13 protein-coding genes are annotated in these 14,776 nt (G+C 69.4%); 9 read left to right on the forward strand and 4 right to left on the reverse strand.

Annotation, left to right across the window (positions count from 1 at the left end):
- Positions 1-45: 45 nt before the first annotated feature.
- On the forward strand, positions 46-1,119 hold the full coding sequence (locus tag BCD49_RS24760; RefSeq protein WP_071041966.1) for a TIGR03857 family LLM class F420-dependent oxidoreductase: 1,074 nt from the start codon (positions 46-48) through the stop codon (positions 1,117-1,119).
- A gap of 26 nt (positions 1,120-1,145) precedes the next feature.
- Here BCD49_RS24760 and BCD49_RS24765 read toward each other — a convergent pair whose 3' ends face one another.
- The 3 genes from BCD49_RS24765 to BCD49_RS24775 all read right to left on the reverse strand — a co-directional run bounded on the left by BCD49_RS24765 (position 1,146) and on the right by BCD49_RS24775 (position 4,149).
- On the reverse strand, positions 1,146-2,108 hold the full coding sequence (locus BCD49_RS24765; RefSeq protein WP_007509103.1) for a hypothetical protein: 963 nt from the start codon (positions 2,106-2,108) through the stop codon (positions 1,146-1,148).
- Positions 2,101-3,231: a phosphotransferase family protein gene (locus BCD49_RS24770; protein ID WP_083401679.1), complete on the reverse strand. Its 1,131-nt coding sequence runs from the start codon at positions 3,229-3,231 to the stop codon at positions 2,101-2,103. Before BCD49_RS24770 ends, BCD49_RS24765 begins: the two co-directional genes overlap by 8 nt.
- 135 nt (positions 3,232-3,366) lie before the next feature.
- Positions 3,367-4,149 (reverse strand): hotdog domain-containing protein, encoded by a 783-nt coding sequence (locus BCD49_RS24775; RefSeq protein WP_035925088.1) that lies wholly within the window; start codon positions 4,147-4,149, stop codon positions 3,367-3,369.
- 216 nt (positions 4,150-4,365) lie between these two features.
- On the opposite strand from BCD49_RS24775, the gene BCD49_RS24780 reads away from it, so the two are divergent.
- The 5 genes from BCD49_RS24780 (at position 4,366) to BCD49_RS24800 (ending at position 9,832) form a co-directional block, all read left to right on the forward strand.
- Positions 4,366-5,436: an NAD(P)H-dependent amine dehydrogenase family protein gene (locus BCD49_RS24780; protein WP_007509097.1), complete on the forward strand. Its 1,071-nt coding sequence runs from the start codon at positions 4,366-4,368 to the stop codon at positions 5,434-5,436.
- Positions 5,436-6,896, forward strand: coding sequence for an aldehyde dehydrogenase family protein (locus BCD49_RS24785; protein WP_007509095.1), 1,461 nt, complete (start codon positions 5,436-5,438; stop codon positions 6,894-6,896). Before BCD49_RS24780 ends, BCD49_RS24785 begins: the two co-directional genes overlap by 1 nt.
- Before the next feature lie 94 nt (positions 6,897-6,990).
- Positions 6,991-8,553: a recombinase family protein gene (locus tag BCD49_RS24790; RefSeq protein ID WP_158072967.1), complete on the forward strand. Its 1,563-nt coding sequence runs from the start codon at positions 6,991-6,993 to the stop codon at positions 8,551-8,553.
- Positions 8,554-8,960: 407 nt separating this feature from the next.
- Positions 8,961-9,359: a recombinase family protein gene (locus BCD49_RS24795; RefSeq protein WP_007509091.1), complete on the forward strand. Its 399-nt coding sequence runs from the start codon at positions 8,961-8,963 to the stop codon at positions 9,357-9,359.
- Complete coding sequence (locus tag BCD49_RS24800; protein ID WP_007509089.1) at positions 9,356-9,832, forward strand: hypothetical protein; 477 nt, start codon at positions 9,356-9,358, stop codon at positions 9,830-9,832. The genes BCD49_RS24795 and BCD49_RS24800 overlap by 4 nt, the downstream gene beginning before the upstream one ends.
- Before the next feature lie 654 nt (positions 9,833-10,486).
- Here BCD49_RS24800 and BCD49_RS24805 read toward each other — a convergent pair.
- Positions 10,487-11,632 (reverse strand): helix-turn-helix transcriptional regulator, encoded by a 1,146-nt coding sequence (locus tag BCD49_RS24805; protein WP_071041968.1) that lies wholly within the window; start codon positions 11,630-11,632, stop codon positions 10,487-10,489.
- A gap of 370 nt (positions 11,633-12,002) precedes the next feature.
- On the opposite strand from BCD49_RS24805, the gene BCD49_RS24810 reads away from it, so the two are divergent.
- The 3 genes from BCD49_RS24810 to BCD49_RS24820 all read left to right on the forward strand — a co-directional run bounded on the left by BCD49_RS24810 (position 12,003) and on the right by BCD49_RS24820 (position 14,563).
- Positions 12,003-12,452 carry an NUDIX domain-containing protein gene (locus BCD49_RS24810; RefSeq protein WP_007509086.1) on the forward strand — a complete coding sequence of 150 codons (450 nt, stop codon included), beginning with the start codon at positions 12,003-12,005 and terminating at the stop codon, positions 12,450-12,452.
- A 356-nt stretch (positions 12,453-12,808) separates the two neighbouring features.
- Entirely contained in the window at positions 12,809-13,465 is a 657-nt protein-coding gene (locus tag BCD49_RS43220; RefSeq protein ID WP_007509084.1) for a hypothetical protein, read from the forward strand.
- 144 nt (positions 13,466-13,609) lie between these two features.
- Positions 13,610-14,563: a hypothetical protein gene (locus tag BCD49_RS24820; RefSeq protein ID WP_007509082.1), complete on the forward strand. Its 954-nt coding sequence runs from the start codon at positions 13,610-13,612 to the stop codon at positions 14,561-14,563.
- Positions 14,564-14,776: the final 213 nt, after the last annotated feature.

The following is a 14,776-nucleotide window of genomic DNA, read 5'->3' on the forward strand; positions in this document are numbered from 1 at the left end:
CTTTAGATCTTTGGTGCCGGCTTGACGTCCTTCTGGGAGCAAACCATGAACACCGCCACGGCGAATGGCGCGAGCGACACCGGCCGGGTGCACGAGGAGCTTGCCTGTTACCTGCTGGCCGGGCAGCCGAAGTCGTCGCATGACATCGTCGTCGAGGCCGCCGAGGCCGAACGGCTCGGCCTCGGCACCGCCTACATCTCGGAGCGGTTCAACAAGAAGGAAGCCGCGGCCCTGTCCGGCGCGGCGGGCGCCGTCACCGAACGCATCACCATCGCCACCGGGGCCACGAACCACAACACCCGCCACCMCATGGTGACCGCCGGCTACGCCCGCACGATGCAGAGCCTCACCGGCGGTCGCTTCGTCCTCGGGCTCGGCCGTGGGGTCCCGCGGATGCAGGACATCTACGGCATCCCCCGGGTGACGACCGCGCAGCTCGAGGACTTCACCAACCTCATGCGCCGGCTCTTCCGTGGCGAGGTCATCATCGGCCACGACGGTCCGGCCGGCTCCTGGCCGGTGCTCCACCTCGACGCGACGCTCGACGAGCACCTGCCGATGGGCATCGTGGCGTTCGGGCCGAACACGCTCGAGCTGGGCGGGCGGGTCTTCGACCAGGTCGTGCTGCACACCTTCTTCACCGACGAGACCACGGCGCGCGCCGTCGCGACGGTGAAGCGCGCCGCCGAGGAGGCCGGGCGCGACCCCGACTCCGTCAAGGTCTGGTCCTGCTTCGCCACGGTCGGCGAACACGTCCCCGCCGACCAGCGGCTCATGAAGCTCGTCGGCCGTCTCGGCACCTACCTCGAGGGGTACGGCGACCTGCTCGTACGCACCAACGGCTGGGACCCCAAGGTGCTCGAGCGGTACCGGGCCGACCCGATCATCGCCGGCATCCGCGGCCTCGACGTGACCGGCACCCCCGAGCAGCTCCAACACGCCGCCACACTCATCCCCGCCGAATGGCTCGAACCAGCCGCCACCGGCACCCCGGCCCAGTGCGTCGCCGCCGTCCGCAACCAGCTCGCCCTCGGCTGCGACGGCGTCATCATGCACGGCGCCACCCCCGCCGAGCTCGCCCCGATCGTCGCCGAATACGAGAAGACCGCCCAGCCATAGCCAGATGACCAGCCGACCAGACGAACTCAGGGGGATTCGTAGCGGCTGGCCTCGAACCAGCCGCGGCACGGACCGTCCCACCCGGGCACCCTGGCCCGCACGAGGGTGCGCCAGTACGGCCACTGCTCCGGTTCCTGGCAGGTGTGGGCCATGTCGAAGGAGACGCTCGGCATGATCGGTTCGAGCTCCACCTCGATCGGGGCGCCGTCGGCGTCCTCGAAGCGCAGCGTTCCAGGGGTGATCGTCCGCGTCTTGTCGTCGTACCCGACGGTCCCGCCGACCCAGCGCAGCCGGCGCGGCTCGGCGGAGCCGTCGCGCAGGTATCCGGAGCCGCGGCCGTACCTGGGCGAGCCGACGAAGTAGAGCTGGCGGTCGCCGCCCTGCAGGTCACCGATCGCGAACGGCAGCCGCCACTCGCGCGGCCCCCACGACCGGTCCCGGTGCGCGCCGGCGCGCACCGGGCGAGCGTCGCCGCCGACGGCGACGGTCCCGAACGCCCGGAGAGACTGCTCGAAGCGGTCGGCCGGATACGACGGCCGCGGCGTGTCGGTGCCCGGTGCCGCGCCGACGCGCTCGCTCGTGGCCGCGCAGGTCAGGTCGATCGAGACGGGCACCTGGGCGCCCGCGTCGGCGCCGGACCGGGTGAGCAACGTTCCGGCGAAGGTGAAGCGCGCGCCGGCCAGCGGCAGCTCCGGGCGCCAGCCGAACCGAAGGGCCCACCTGTCGTAGGAATGCCCGGCGGCAAGGTCGAAATCGGCGAGCACGAGCCGGGACTCCTCGACGCCGAGCCACGCGTCGTCGACGTGGACGAAGCACCAGAGCATCGCCCGGCGCTGGTTCGGCAGGAGCCCGACGCGGAAGAAACCGGCTGGCCCGCCGTCCAGGTCGATCCAGGAGAAGTACCAGGACTCGTTCCACGACCAGTCGTCCGGGTCGGACGGATGCACGTTCTCGTCGTCGGCGGTGAACCTCGCGGATGACTCAGGCATGGGTCGCCCTTTCCACGCACGCCTCCCAGCGGGCGACCAGCGGGTTGGCCGATTCGATTCCCTCGTCCGCCAGACCCCACTGGATCATCGCCCGGGTGGCCGTGACGCAGAGGATCGTCACGCCGAAGGCCGTCCAGTAGGCCGGGTCGTCGACGGCCCGGCCGGTCGCGCGGCTCCACCGGTCCCAGGTCTCGGCGGCGGACGGAAGCCCGTCGAGCGGTTGTTGCGCGCCTGACCGGTGCAGGTCGTCGAAGAAGATGCTGTAGGCGACGTCGGCGGCGGGATTGCCGACGTAGGCCACCTCGAAGTCGACCAGCGCCCGTGCCTCGTTCCCGTCGATGAGGCAGTTGGCGATCCGGGCGTCGCCCATGCAGACCGCCGGCGCGTCGTCGGCGCCCGGTGGGACGTGGTCCCGCAGCCAGTCCAGCGCGCTGAGCTGCCTGGGCACCGAGGACGCCGGTGCGGCGTCCAGCAGCGCTGCCCGCCAGTAGTCGAGGACGTCGAGCACGCCGCGCGGGCCGTGACTCGCGTCGGGAACCTGGCGCGCGTCGACCGCGTGCAGGGCGGCGAGCGCGTCGTGGAAGGAGTCCCAGATCGCCCGCCGGGCATCCGGGTCGACGGTCCGCAGCCAGGCGTCCTCGTGCGGGCCCGCCATCGACGAGTCGGCCAGCCCGCGTCCCGCCACGCGCTCCATGACGAAGCATCGCCGGCCGGTGGCGGTGCCGGTGTCGACGGCGAGCACGTCCGGGACCGGCCCGCCCAACCCCCGGATGGCGGCGAGGATCCGCGCCTCGCGGCAGGCGTCCCGCCGGTACACGACGCTCGGCTCCCCGGGAGCCTTGAGGATCATCGGCCGGACGCCGTCGCCGCCGATGACGGCGTCGACGCGCCACACCCCGCTGGAGTGGCCGCCGGGCAGCTTKCTGACCACCGCCGACGACACCGCGGGGTCCAGGCTCTCGCTCAGCCAGGCCGCGATACGCCGCGCGTCGACGCCGTCGACGCCGTCGGGGTCGGGGTCGGTCGCGCGCTGTGCGTCGACGCTGACGGTGTCGATCGGTGCGCCTGGGTCGTCGCCGGCGGGTAAGCCGGGTTCGTCGTCCGGTACCGGGTCGGGGCTCACGTCCGAGCCCGTTCGATGTCCATGCGGCCTCCTCGCGCGACGGCTCCTGCGCTGCTCGCAGAGGTTAGGCCATACGTCTATATGTCTTCAATGCCCGCGCGGCATCTGCGCCCGCGCGGCAGCCGCGCCCTGGGGCTATGGCCGGGCGGGACGCAGCCGGGGCGCGGCCGCCAGACGGGCGGTCGCCAGGGCGCTGAGCCTGCCGACGCCGGCGTCGGTCAGGCGCACCAGGCAGGTGTCGCCGTGGCGCTCGGCCGTCGCCCGGGCCGGGCCGACCGCGAACGGCCTCAGGTAGCGCAGCGTCAGGGACTCCAGGAACACCGGGGTGTCGGACAGCGAGGCCGCGGCCTCCTCGGCGGCCAGCGCGACCAGGCCGCCCTGGATCCCGCCGGACGCGTTGAGCCCGTCCAGCTTCCGGGGGACCTCCGCCGTCCCGGGGTTCTCGACCACGGACCCGGCCCGCTCGGCGAACGGCATCGACAGCCGGCCGGCCTCCTGCCGAAGCGGCGGCCGGAAGTCGGGGGGAAAGACGTGGCTCGGATCCGGTGAGGCGATGAACGACACCAGCGCAAGCGCGGCCGGCGCGGCGGACCCCTCCACGTGGAACCTGGCCTCGGTCACCATGACGGTCCGGCCCAGTTTGACCATGCTGGCCTCGATCGTGACCGTGTCCCCCTCGACGGGTGGCTCGAACACCTGGACCTCGAGATCGAGCGTGAGCGGAATGCGCGGCGCGATCGCGGAGATGCAGAGCGTTCCGGTGATCACGTCGGCCCAGGTGGCCAGGACCGAGGTCCGCGGCACGACGCTCCCCGGCACGCAGATCTCCGGAACGACCGCGGCGCGTCCCACCGCCAGCGGGCCGTCGATCGCGACGGAGAGACCGAGCTCGACGACGATGTGGCTGGCCGGTGTCACGGCGACATCCTTTCTGGGCTCCACCGGGCCGGTCCGCACAGCCCTGAGCATGATACATCTATATATTTAACGGAGCGAGGAGGCTGGGGACGCAGACGCCCGGAGGCCGGGAAACCTGCGCGATACATCTAGATGACTTGCCTCTCACGAGGTAGAACCTTCACCAGGACGCCCAGCGCTGTGTCCAGCTTGTCGCGTCCGGAGCGGAGATGCGCGATGACCTATCGGGTTGTGCAGTGGACCACCGGCAACGTCGGCCGACAGTCGGTCGAGGCCATACTCACCCATCCTGACCTGGAGTTAGTCGGCTGCTACGCGTGGTCGCCCGACAAGGTCGGCAAGGACGTCGGGGAGCTGTGCGGCACGGCCCCCGCGGGGGTGGCCGCGACGAACGACGTCGACGCGCTGCTCGCGCTCAAGCCCGACTGCGTCGTCTACAACCCCATGTGGCTCGACGTCGACGAGATGGTGCGCATCCTCGAGTCAGGCGCGAACATCGTCAGCACGGCGGGGTTCATCACCGGCCACTCCCTCGGCGCGGGCCGTGGCCGCCTCCAGGAGGCCTGTGCCCAGGGCCAGTCCTCCGTCTTCGGCTCCGGCATCAACCCGGGCCTGGCGAACCTGATCGCGATGGTCTCCGCCGCCGGCTGCGACCGCGTCGACAAGATCGTGGTCAGCGAGACGGCCGACGCCACCGGCTACGACTCCCCCGCCACCGAGCTGCCGGTCGGGTTCGCCCGCCCCATCGACGACCCGAACCTGCTGGCGATGACCACCAAGGGCACCGGGGTGTTCGAGGACGCCGTCCGGCTGCTCGGCGCGGCCCTCGGCGTCGAGTTCGACGAGGTGGTCTGCGAGGCGGAGTACGCGAAGACCACCGAGGATCTCGACCTCGGCTCCTGGAAGATCGACGCCGGCTGCGTCGCGGGGATCGCCGGCAGCTGGCAGGGCAAGGTGGCCGGGCGGACCATCGTCGACCTGCGCTTCCGGTGGCGCAAGGGCCAGTCCCTGGAGCCCGACTGGAAGATGGACACCGGCTATCTCATCGAGGTCCACGGCCGCCCGACGATCCGGACGAAGGTCGAAATTCTGCCGCCCCCCGACTTCCAGGGAACCACCTTCGCGGATTTCATGGTTCTGGGCATGGTCATGACGGCCATGCCGGCGGTGCACGCCATCCCCGCCGTAGTCGCCGCGCCGCCCGGAATCGTGACCTACGCCGACCTGCCACTCCCACTGCCCAGGAAAGTCGTCTCCCGATCCGCGCCAGCCCTTACGGAGAACTGATGTCCGAGCAGCGAATGTTAATCAACGGCAAGCTCGTCGACGCCGAGGGCGGCCGGGTCTTCGACAACGTCAACCCGGCGACCGAGGAGGTCCTCGGGGTCACCGCCGACGGGTCGCGCGCCGACATGGAACGTGCGGTCGCCGCGGCCCGGGCCGCGTTCGACCAGTCGGACTGGGCGCGCGACCACGCCGGCCGCAAGAAGGCGATCCTGCAGCTGCAGGCGGCGATCGAGGCCGAGGTGGAGGAGTTTCGGTCCGAGCTGGTCGCCGAGGTCGGCTGCCCGGTGATCACGACCTACGGGCCGCAGCTCGACGCGCCGCTGCGGGAGGCGCTGCGCTGGCCCGCCGAGCAGATCGAGTCGTTCCCGTGGACGCGGACACTCGAGGCGAAGGACGCCTTCGGAATGGGCTACCTCTCAGCCCGGGAGGTGTGGAAGGAGCCCGTCGGGGTCGTCGGCGTGGTCACCCCGTGGAACTTCCCGCTCGAGATCGCGCTCAACAAGCTCGGCCCGATCCTCGCCATGGGCAACACCTGCGTGCTCAAGCCGGCGCCGGACACCCCCTGGAACACCACCCGGCTCGGCCGGCTCATCGCCGAGCACACCGACATCCCGCCGGGCGTCGTCAACATCGTCCCCTCGTCCGACCACCTCGTCGGCGAGGTCATCTCCACCTCTCCCCTGGTCGACATGGTCGCCTTCACCGGCTCGACCGTCACCGGCCGGCGCATCATGGCGGCGGCGGCCGCCACCGTGAAGCCGACGTTCCTCGAGCTCGGCGGCAAGTCCGTCAACCTGTTCCTCGACGACGCCGACTTCGCCCAGGCCATCCCCAGCGCCGCCATGGTCTGCATGCACGCCGGCCAGGGCTGCGCGATGCCGACCCGGCTGCTCGTGCCGAACTCCCGCTACGACGAGGCCATCGAGCTGGCTACCGCCGCCTTCGAGGGCGTCAAGTACGGCGACCCGACCGACCCGTCGGTGCTGCAGGGCCCGCAGGTCTCCCGCCGCCAGCAGGAGCGGGTGCTCGGCTACATCGAGTCCGGCCGCGCCGAGGGCGCCCGGCTGGTGCTCGGCGGCGGCGTGCCCAAGGACCTCGACCGCGGCTACTTCGTCGAGCCGACGCTGTTCGCCGACGTCACCCCCGGCATGACGATCGCCCAGGAGGAGATCTTCGGCCCGGTGCTCGTCATCATCGGCTTCGAGGACGACGACGACGCGGTCCGCATCGCCAACGACTCCGTCTACGGCCTGTCCGGGGTGATCACGTCGGCCGACCTCGACCGGGCCAAGGGCCTGGCGCGCCGGATCCGCACCGGGACGCTCGGCCTCAACGGCGGCCTCTGGTACGGCGCCGACGCCCCGTTCGGCGGCTACAAGCAGTCCGGCATCGGCCGCCAGTGCGGCCTCGAAGGCCTGGAGATCTTCACCGAGACCAAGACGGTCAGCTGGCCCGCCTGACCCAAGCCGAACCGTGTCGGATGGGCAGGCCTATAGTTCCCTGAGTCTCAGCACTCACAATGATATGATCTTACTTATGACGCTACAACGATCCGTGACCAGGACGTTTGGTGCAGGCAGCGAGAGCGGGGCGGCGCTGCGGGTGGTGATCTATGCCCGCCGGTCTGCCGCTGGCGGGACGTCGACGGCTGATCAGGTCCGGATGGGTCAGGAGGACGCTGGCCACCACGGTTGGGCTGTGGTGGCTGTGCATGCCGAGTCTGGACAGTCAGCCAGTATGTACCGCAAGGACGGTGCGCCGCGCGCGGAATGGGCAAAGGTGCTGGATCTTGTAGCGGCCGGTGCGGTGGATCTGGTGTGGGTCCGGGAGACGTCGCGGGCGGATCGTCAGATGGCGACGTGGGCGCCGTTCCTCGACGAGCTGCGCCGTGGCKGGGTGGGCCTGTATGTGCAGGCGGATCGGCGGTTGTATGACCTGTCGGTGTGGCGTGATCACAAGACGCTGCTTGAGGACGGGATCGACAACGCGGACGAGTCGGCGAAAAAGTCCAAGCGGGTCAAGGACGGTGTCGATGACAACGTCCGCTCGGGCAAGCCGACGGGTGCCGCGCCGCTGGGGTATCGCAACGTCTATGACCCGCGCACCCGCAAGCTGACAGCGCGGGAGGTCGATCCGGCGTGGTCGGCGGTGGCGTCGGAGATGTTCGATCGGGTCGGGCGGGGTGACTCGTTGGCGAGCGTGGCCCGGTGGCTGAATGGCAAGGGCGCGCCGGTGCCTCGGGCGGGGAAGCGCTGGGATGAGCGCATCGTCCGTACCGCGTGCGAGAACCGCGCCTACCTCGCGGAACGGGTCCACACCTTCTTCGGTGACGAGATGCCCACGACGGTGCCGCAGGGCTGGCGTGCGCTGGTGAGTCGGGCGCAGTGGACGGCGGCCCAGAACGCTCTCCAAAAGATCGCCACGGTGCACGCRGTCCGGGGCCGCGCTCCGGGTGCCTATTCCAACCTGATGTCGTTCACCGCGACGTGTGGTCTGTGYGGTGCGCCGGTCGCGGTGGGCAACGCACGTGGGGTGCGGGTGTACGTGTGCTCGTCGGGTAGTCGCCACGCGGTGGTCAACCAGCAAGACACGGACGACTACGTGATGCGTCTGGTGGTGGCGCGGATGGCGCGCCCGGACCTGTTCGCCAGCCTGACGGCTGCTGACAACGACGTGATCCGTAAGGCGGAAGCCGAGGTGGAGGGGATCGAAGCGGAGCTAGCCGAGCTCGGCGCGGAGGTGAAGAACCGTTCCGGCCGTGCCCGGTTGGCCGCGCTCGACGCGATCGACGATTTGGAGATCAAACTCGGCGCGGCGCGGGAGCGGTTGGAAAAGCTCGCGGTGCCTGCCAGTCTGCGGGAACTCGCCCATGGTGCACGGGAGGACGAGAACGCGGTACGGGCGAACTGGGAGGGCATGACAATGGCGGCGCGTCGGGACGCGGTCCGGTCGTTGCTCGCCTATTTCCGGGTCCTGCCCGCCCCGGTCGTCGGGGTCAGTCCTCGGACGGGTAAGCCGATGAAGGCACGTGGAATCCGTGGGGCTCTCGATCCACGCCGCGTCGAACACGACTGGCGGGACTTCACCCAACCTGCGGCGCAGATCAGTGCAGCCTGACCAGCGCAGAGCCTGCGCGGTGGCCGGCTGGTCGTCGTGGGTGTAGTCCTGGTGGGCGTCGCGCTCGGCGGGCTGGTCCTGGTGGGCGTTGCTCTCGGGTCGCGGCCCGGCCGTGTCTGCCGGATGGCTGGGGCTAATCTCTGAACTCCGATGATCGTTTAGCCCGGTATGAGAATGTAGCCCTAAGATTGATGTTGTCTACGGCGATTCCAGGGGCCTTTACGGCCAATTCTTCTGATCTTGCCGTGAATGGCTCCGACCGGGATTCTCGGATTCGGCTGCATTTACCGGCACGGCGGTTTACAATGGTAAGCAGAACGACAACTCAATAAGGCGGCCCGGGACGGTGCGCTAACACCAATCCCGGGCCTTGATCCCAAACCTTGAGCTAGCAAGGAGTGGAACCCATGGCCATCATGGCAGATGGGGTGCGGGCTGTTGCCTTCACCCGTCACGGAGTTGGGGCGGATCGGCTCGCAGACCAGCGGCGGGCGTTTCGGGCGGCGTGCGCGGAGCGTGGCTGGGTCGCGGGTGGTGAGGTCTGCCAGATCGGTACCGGTGGCGGCCGTGGCCGTGCGTGGGCGACGGTGCGGCGGCTGGTCCGGATGCGTCGGTATGACGTGGTCGTGGTCGACGCGTTGGACACCATCGGCGCAAACGAGCGGGAGATTGCCCGGGAGCTGGTTCTCCTGCGCCACGCGGGGGTGCGGCTGCTGATCGCGTCGACCGGTTGGGACACGGTCGAGCCGCTGGTCTCGGACCTGATCGTGGGTGCCCTCGGCTCGGCGGCGGGGGTGGCGGCGTGAACGGCTGGCCGCTGGTGCGGGCCCTGACGCTGCCAGACAGCGGATATGGCCTGGAAGTACAGGTAGGCGCGACTCCAGCCGAGATCGGCACCGTCGCGGCGGGGCTCCCCCCGGCGTCGTTCGTCGATCACATGCCCGCACGGCACGCGGGAGTGGTGCTGCTATTCCGCCGGTTCCCGGACGGTGTACCCGACCCGGCGGCATCGTCCAGCGGGCCCGGCGGTGGGCAGGAAGCCGTGACGATCCCTGGCGGCTGGGTACCGGACGTCGCGGCGGTGCCAGACCGTGGCCTGACCCCGTACCAGGTCGCGGCCTACGAACTGATCTCGGCGGCGGCGGACTCGGCGATCGGGGCCCGTGTCTTCGACCTGGTCAGGCGGGAGGCTCCGGAAACGGTCGTCGCACTGGCGGGCCTGCTGCGAGACGGGACACGGGGCCGGTGCGGCTGCCGGTCGGATCGGCACGGCTCGTAGTCCAGGTGGACGGCGGCGGCCGACGATCCTGCACAGGGTTGCCGGCCGTCGCCGTTCCGGGGCCTCGGGGCTCTGCCCCGTCATACCCCTGGCTGAGCGGGGCTTCTCCGGTGGGCAGGCAAGCTCTGCTTTGCTACAGGGTTCTCGGCCGTGCAAGATCCGCCCGTCGTTGCCTGCGCTCATCGTGTCGGGTGGCGGTCTTGCGCGGTCGGGGTTCCTGTGGCAACCCTCTGGGTGCCTGCTCACCGGAGGAGACACGCGGACTCCCGCCCTGCCCTGTCCCCTCTCCGGAGGCGGCCGGGGGTTCGGGGGCTGGCCCCCGAGCACTAAACCGGACTCGCCCGGCTCACTGTCATGCCTGCGGTATCGCGCTGCCTACTGACGGATTCCGCGGTGGCCTTCACCGTCCTGGTGGTGGGGTGCGACGGGCCGACGCTCCGACGCTCCGGGTGGGTGGCAGACCCGACACGCCCGGGGTGCCGAGCGAAGCGAGGCGGGGCCCCGGGGCGTGGCGGGGCTGACGGGCCCCACCCGGAGCGGCGCGTGCGGCGCGCACGGCGCACCCCACCACGGCGGCCGAAGGCCGCCCTTGAAGATGTACAGAAAGTCTGCGACGGCGATCATCGACCTGCGCGCCGAAGGGCGTCCGTGGGGTCATCCGCGCTGTGGATCGCGCCTGCCTGCTGCTCGCTCAACCTCCGTGACCAGTAGGCGCAGGGTCAACGAGTGCTTGTCCGGAGGTAGACGGTCCATGGCGGCGTGTGCGTACTGGGTGCCGCCGTCGCGGTCACCGGCCCGCGCGAGCATCAGCCCACGGTGCAGCTCAAGATGAGTCGCGAATCGTGGAAGCGACGATGGAAGCAGGCTACGGGCGGTGTCCTGCGCTTCCACTGCGTCGCGCTCGTCGYCGAGTCGGGCGTGTAGGAGGCTGGTGAACACGTTCATGCGCCACTCAGGAACGGCGTAGTCGGACGTCTGTTCCTCAGAGCCTGCGGCGTCGAAAATGCGTCGGCCTTCGGTGAGCAGGTCAAGCGCGGTGGTCCGGTCGCCTCGGATCGCTGCTACGTGGGCGAGGCCCATGACGGCGTTCAGTCGGCCGAGTGACGGCCTGTCAGAGATCTCGAATGCCTGGCGGGCGAAGGACTCCGCGATGCCGAGYGAGGCTCCTTCGTAGCCAAGGGCGATCGCTGCCCGCCCGCGTACCCAGACTCGGGTCTGGTCGTCTTGGGATCGGTCTGCGGCGGTGGCGGCTGTCCGGTACCAATCCACGGCCTTGGACCCGTCAGCCCCGGGGAAGGTCTTCCCGAAGAGGGTGGCGAGCTTGGCGGATACGCCCCAAAGCTCCGGTCGATCTAGTTGCTGTTGGAGAACGAGCAGGTCAATGGCCAGGCGCCGTTGGATCTCGGCCGCGCCAAGGGCCATGTAGTCGGCGCCGTACGTGGCGAGCTTTTCGTGCCACTCGTCGACGTCTGGGCCGTGGCCCTGGAGTCTGGCACTGAACCCAGCGTGAATGAGGTCGCTCGCGACGAGTGGGGCGATCGACGTGGCGGCGAGATCGGTCAGAAACCTGCGGCGGTCCAACTTTTCATTCTCCAAGACTTGGAGCGGCACCTGGAGGACGGCGGCGAGGTGCCGGAGCCAGTACGGGTCAGGGCAGGTGATCTTTCCCGTCTCCCAGCGGGACACCGTCTCGCGGGTGACTGTCGTGCGGCCGGCTACCCGGCAAAGCTCGTCAGCTAGCCGGCCCTGGGACCAGCCTCGCGCCGAGCGCAGTTCTCGCACAAGTTCTCCGACTGCCACATGACCATCATGCCCCTAGTGCTGCCACTACCCGCGACAGTGCGCCACCGGCAGGCTACGTCTAGGCCCTCGGGCCGGCAGCACGGATGCCGGCCCGAGGTGCCACAGAAGCAGTCGGTTATCTGGGACGGAGGACGAGCGGGCACGCATCCGAATGACCGCACGGGACGTGCCGGGCGGCTGGTCGGGCGGCCAGGGTCGGCCCCGGTACTACAGCGCCACAGGCTACGGCTCTCACTTCGGCCTGCGGGTGCAATCCTCCGGCCGATCGCCTGATGCCGGCGCGGCGGGCCGGCGGGCGATACAGCACGGGATCCGGCATCATCGTCGACGCGGACAAGCCCAGAAGCCGGAACCGGAGGAAAGCGCGATGAAGAAAGTGCTGGAGGTAGCGTGGAAGGCAATTCGTGGCCCGGCGCAGTGGTGGGTACTGTGGGCGGCGCACTCTAAATTCATGATCGGCGTCACTGGGGTTGTGACGAACAGCGACGGTCACGTGCTCCTTTTGCGCCACCGGCTATGGCCGGAACGCCGACAGTGGGGCCTGCCGACGGGATACGCGAAAGCGTCGGAGCGATTCGAGGACACGATCGTTCGCGAGGTTCGCGAGGAAACAGGGCTCAATGTGGAGGTCGCCGAACTGGTGCACCTGAAAAGCGGCTACAGACTACGGGTCGAGGTCGCCTACGCGGCCACTTTCATCGGCGGCAAGCTCAAAATCAACCCTTCGGAGATCCTGGAGGCAAGATGGTTCCCGCCGGACCAACTACCGGAAGGGACACACGACTCTCATCGGCTCCTGATCCAGACGGCGCGCTGATCTGGCGGTCGCAACACGAGCCGCTCGCACCGAACGAGCATCTGGGCGGCCGGCTGGCAGATCGGGCTGACGCTAGTCTGCTGCTCGCTGCCGCACGAGCAACCGCCGCGCTGGACCGTGCCCACCCCGCCCACCCGGACCTGACGTTTCTATCGCTCTACGCTGTGGTCGGGGCATGGGACCAGCAGGCTCGGGAGATCTTCCGCGTCGGGACGGCGTTAGCAATGGCCCGCTGCGGACAGCTCGGGTTACACAGGATGCTTCCGCCAGATCGCGTATGGGTGGGCATCCGTTCAGAATCGGCGGAGAGGTATGGCGGGTTCCACCATGGGGGCCAAGGATACCGGCACCTCCAGATGGGCGCGGTGGTCACCCAGCACGGCTATCTACACCCGTCGCAGCCAGGCACGCCGCCTACTCTGGTAGCGCTGGATCTGCTGCGGTCGTACACACACGATTCTCTGCACTACGGAACATTCCGCGAGTATGTCATCTACGAAGCTGAGGTGTTCCGCACCCGGTACGGGATCAACCGCCGGGATCCTGGCGGGCTCTCATTCTCCGCTGTAGACCCTCCGGACGCCGAATCTACGCGGAACCTTGGCGTGGTAATGGAGGGAGCGACGGATCGGGAGGCCCGGACGGTCGCTCGCCATACGGCGGTCGCTCTCGGCCTGTCGGCGCCAGCGGACGCGTCAAACCGCGTCATGTTCCACGACACCACAGGCCAACTCACCGGCGCCGAACGCGCCAAGCTCGCCTCATGCTTGTACTCCGCCGAGACCTACGGCTGCGGCATCGACCGCTACCTTGCCGCTCTGGCCGCCTACAACCGCGAGGTAGACACCCGCTACACGGCGTTCCTCGCTGAAATCGGCGGCAGGGAGGCCGAAGACCTTCACGTGCTGATCGTGGCCGCGATGGTCACCGGGGATCTCGGCGAACTGACGCGATGGCTGGACCAGCGCCACGGCGCAGACGCCTTCGACCGCATCTTTCGCCGATCCGGCTAACTCGATCGGCGGCGCCATAGCCGGCGGGGTCACGCCAGCGGACCCGAACTTACTGACAGAGACGAAAAGTGCCGCTGCGGCACGGAACATCGTTCAGACTGGAGGAGCAATGCGCACGTCCGGCCGCATCGGACAGGAGCGAGCATGCATCGACCACACCGGCGTACCCTGCTGCGCGCGGGTCTCGCCCTTCCGGTGGCAGCGATGACGGCTGGTGCTGCCGACGCTGCCGGCGCTGGTAGCGCTACCGAAATCCGCGAGAGCATAGACAACGGGGTGGCGACGCATAACGCCCGCTGGGAGGTTACGCCGCTGGCGACCGTGTTGGACGACTGCCATCACTGGTCCTACCTCTGCGGTCAGGTCGGGACGTCCGGCGATGCCGACTGGGAGGCTACAGCCGCTCACGTCGCACTGCTCGATGCCCGAGCGCACCTCGATAGTGGCCTCCCGGATAGGGCGCTGGAACTGGCGCAACGGGCAAGGATGCTTGCCCGGGGGCATGGGGATCTGTACACCGAGCTGCGTGCGGATCTGGTCGCGGCAGGAGTGTGGGACGCTACCCGGCCCGAGAGTTACGGCGTGCCTGACGCAATCCTGGCCAAGGTGCGTACGCGCGGCCGTGTTACGTGGCTGGCGGCGACTGCCGCTGTCCTCGGGGCGAATCTGAGCGCCCGGCGTGGCGATGTCGACGCAACGGTGCTGCTGGTCAAGGGTGCCGAACGGCTTGCGGGGCAACTGGGCGCCTCGTCGCCGGGTGACTATAACCGCGCCCATGTCGCCGCGTTCAGTGCAAACGCGCTGGTTCGGGCTGGCCTGGGGAAGGCGGCTCGCCCACGGCTGAGCCTCGCGGCCTATCTGGCCGAGGATCAGGGTCCCGGGCTGCGCTCGGCGGTTGCCCTCTACGAATCGCGGGCGGCGTTGGACGGCGGCGATCGGGCGGAAGCGGCCAGCCACGCGAGGCGCGCGCTCGATATCTCCGCCGGTCGGCCGGCGTCGTGGCTTGCTCGGTCGGTGATCGAGCAGGCGCGGCAGGCTGGCGATGGGTATGGCTGGGACATGCTCGCCAACCGGGCGGGCTCCTGGCAGATGGCCTAGGGCCGACGGGTCATAGCCGTGGGGCTGACCCTGCGCTAGGCGGCATATAGGTACGGGGGCATGGGCTTGGGGCCTGTGCCCTCGTTTTCTTGTGTTTGGCTTGTTTGGGGTGTGGCTGGCTGGGTACGGTGGGGTCAGGTCATCGGGTAGACCCTTTAGAGCCCGTTAGGGCTAGGTCAAGATTCCCAGACCTGGATTAAGTACGGGTGCCGC

Source organism: Pseudofrankia sp. EUN1h (genome assembly GCF_001854645.1).
GTDB lineage: Bacteria > Actinomycetota > Actinomycetes > Frankiales > Frankiaceae > Pseudofrankia > Pseudofrankia saprophytica.

What these genes read in the sequence shown, in the direction of transcription:
- BCD49_RS24810 (WP_007509086.1), top strand. Translation starts at nt 12,003, where the DNA reads ATGAAGAAAGTGCTGGAGGTAGCGTGGAAGGCAATTCGTGGCCCGGCG.
- BCD49_RS24795 (WP_007509091.1), top strand. Translation starts at nt 8,961, where the DNA reads ATGGCCATCATGGCAGATGGGGTGCGGGCTGTTGCCTTCACCCGTCAC.
- BCD49_RS24780 (WP_007509097.1), top strand. Translation starts at nt 4,366, where the DNA reads ATGACCTATCGGGTTGTGCAGTGGACCACCGGCAACGTCGGCCGACAG.
- BCD49_RS24765 (WP_007509103.1), bottom strand. Translation starts at nt 2,108, where the DNA reads ATGCCTGAGTCATCCGCGAGGTTCACCGCCGACGACGAGAACGTGCAT.
- BCD49_RS24785 (WP_007509095.1), top strand. Translation starts at nt 5,436, where the DNA reads ATGTCCGAGCAGCGAATGTTAATCAACGGCAAGCTCGTCGACGCCGAG.
- BCD49_RS24820 (WP_007509082.1), top strand. Translation starts at nt 13,610, where the DNA reads ATGCATCGACCACACCGGCGTACCCTGCTGCGCGCGGGTCTCGCCCTT.
- BCD49_RS43220 (WP_007509084.1), top strand. Translation starts at nt 12,809, where the DNA reads ATGGGCGCGGTGGTCACCCAGCACGGCTATCTACACCCGTCGCAGCCA.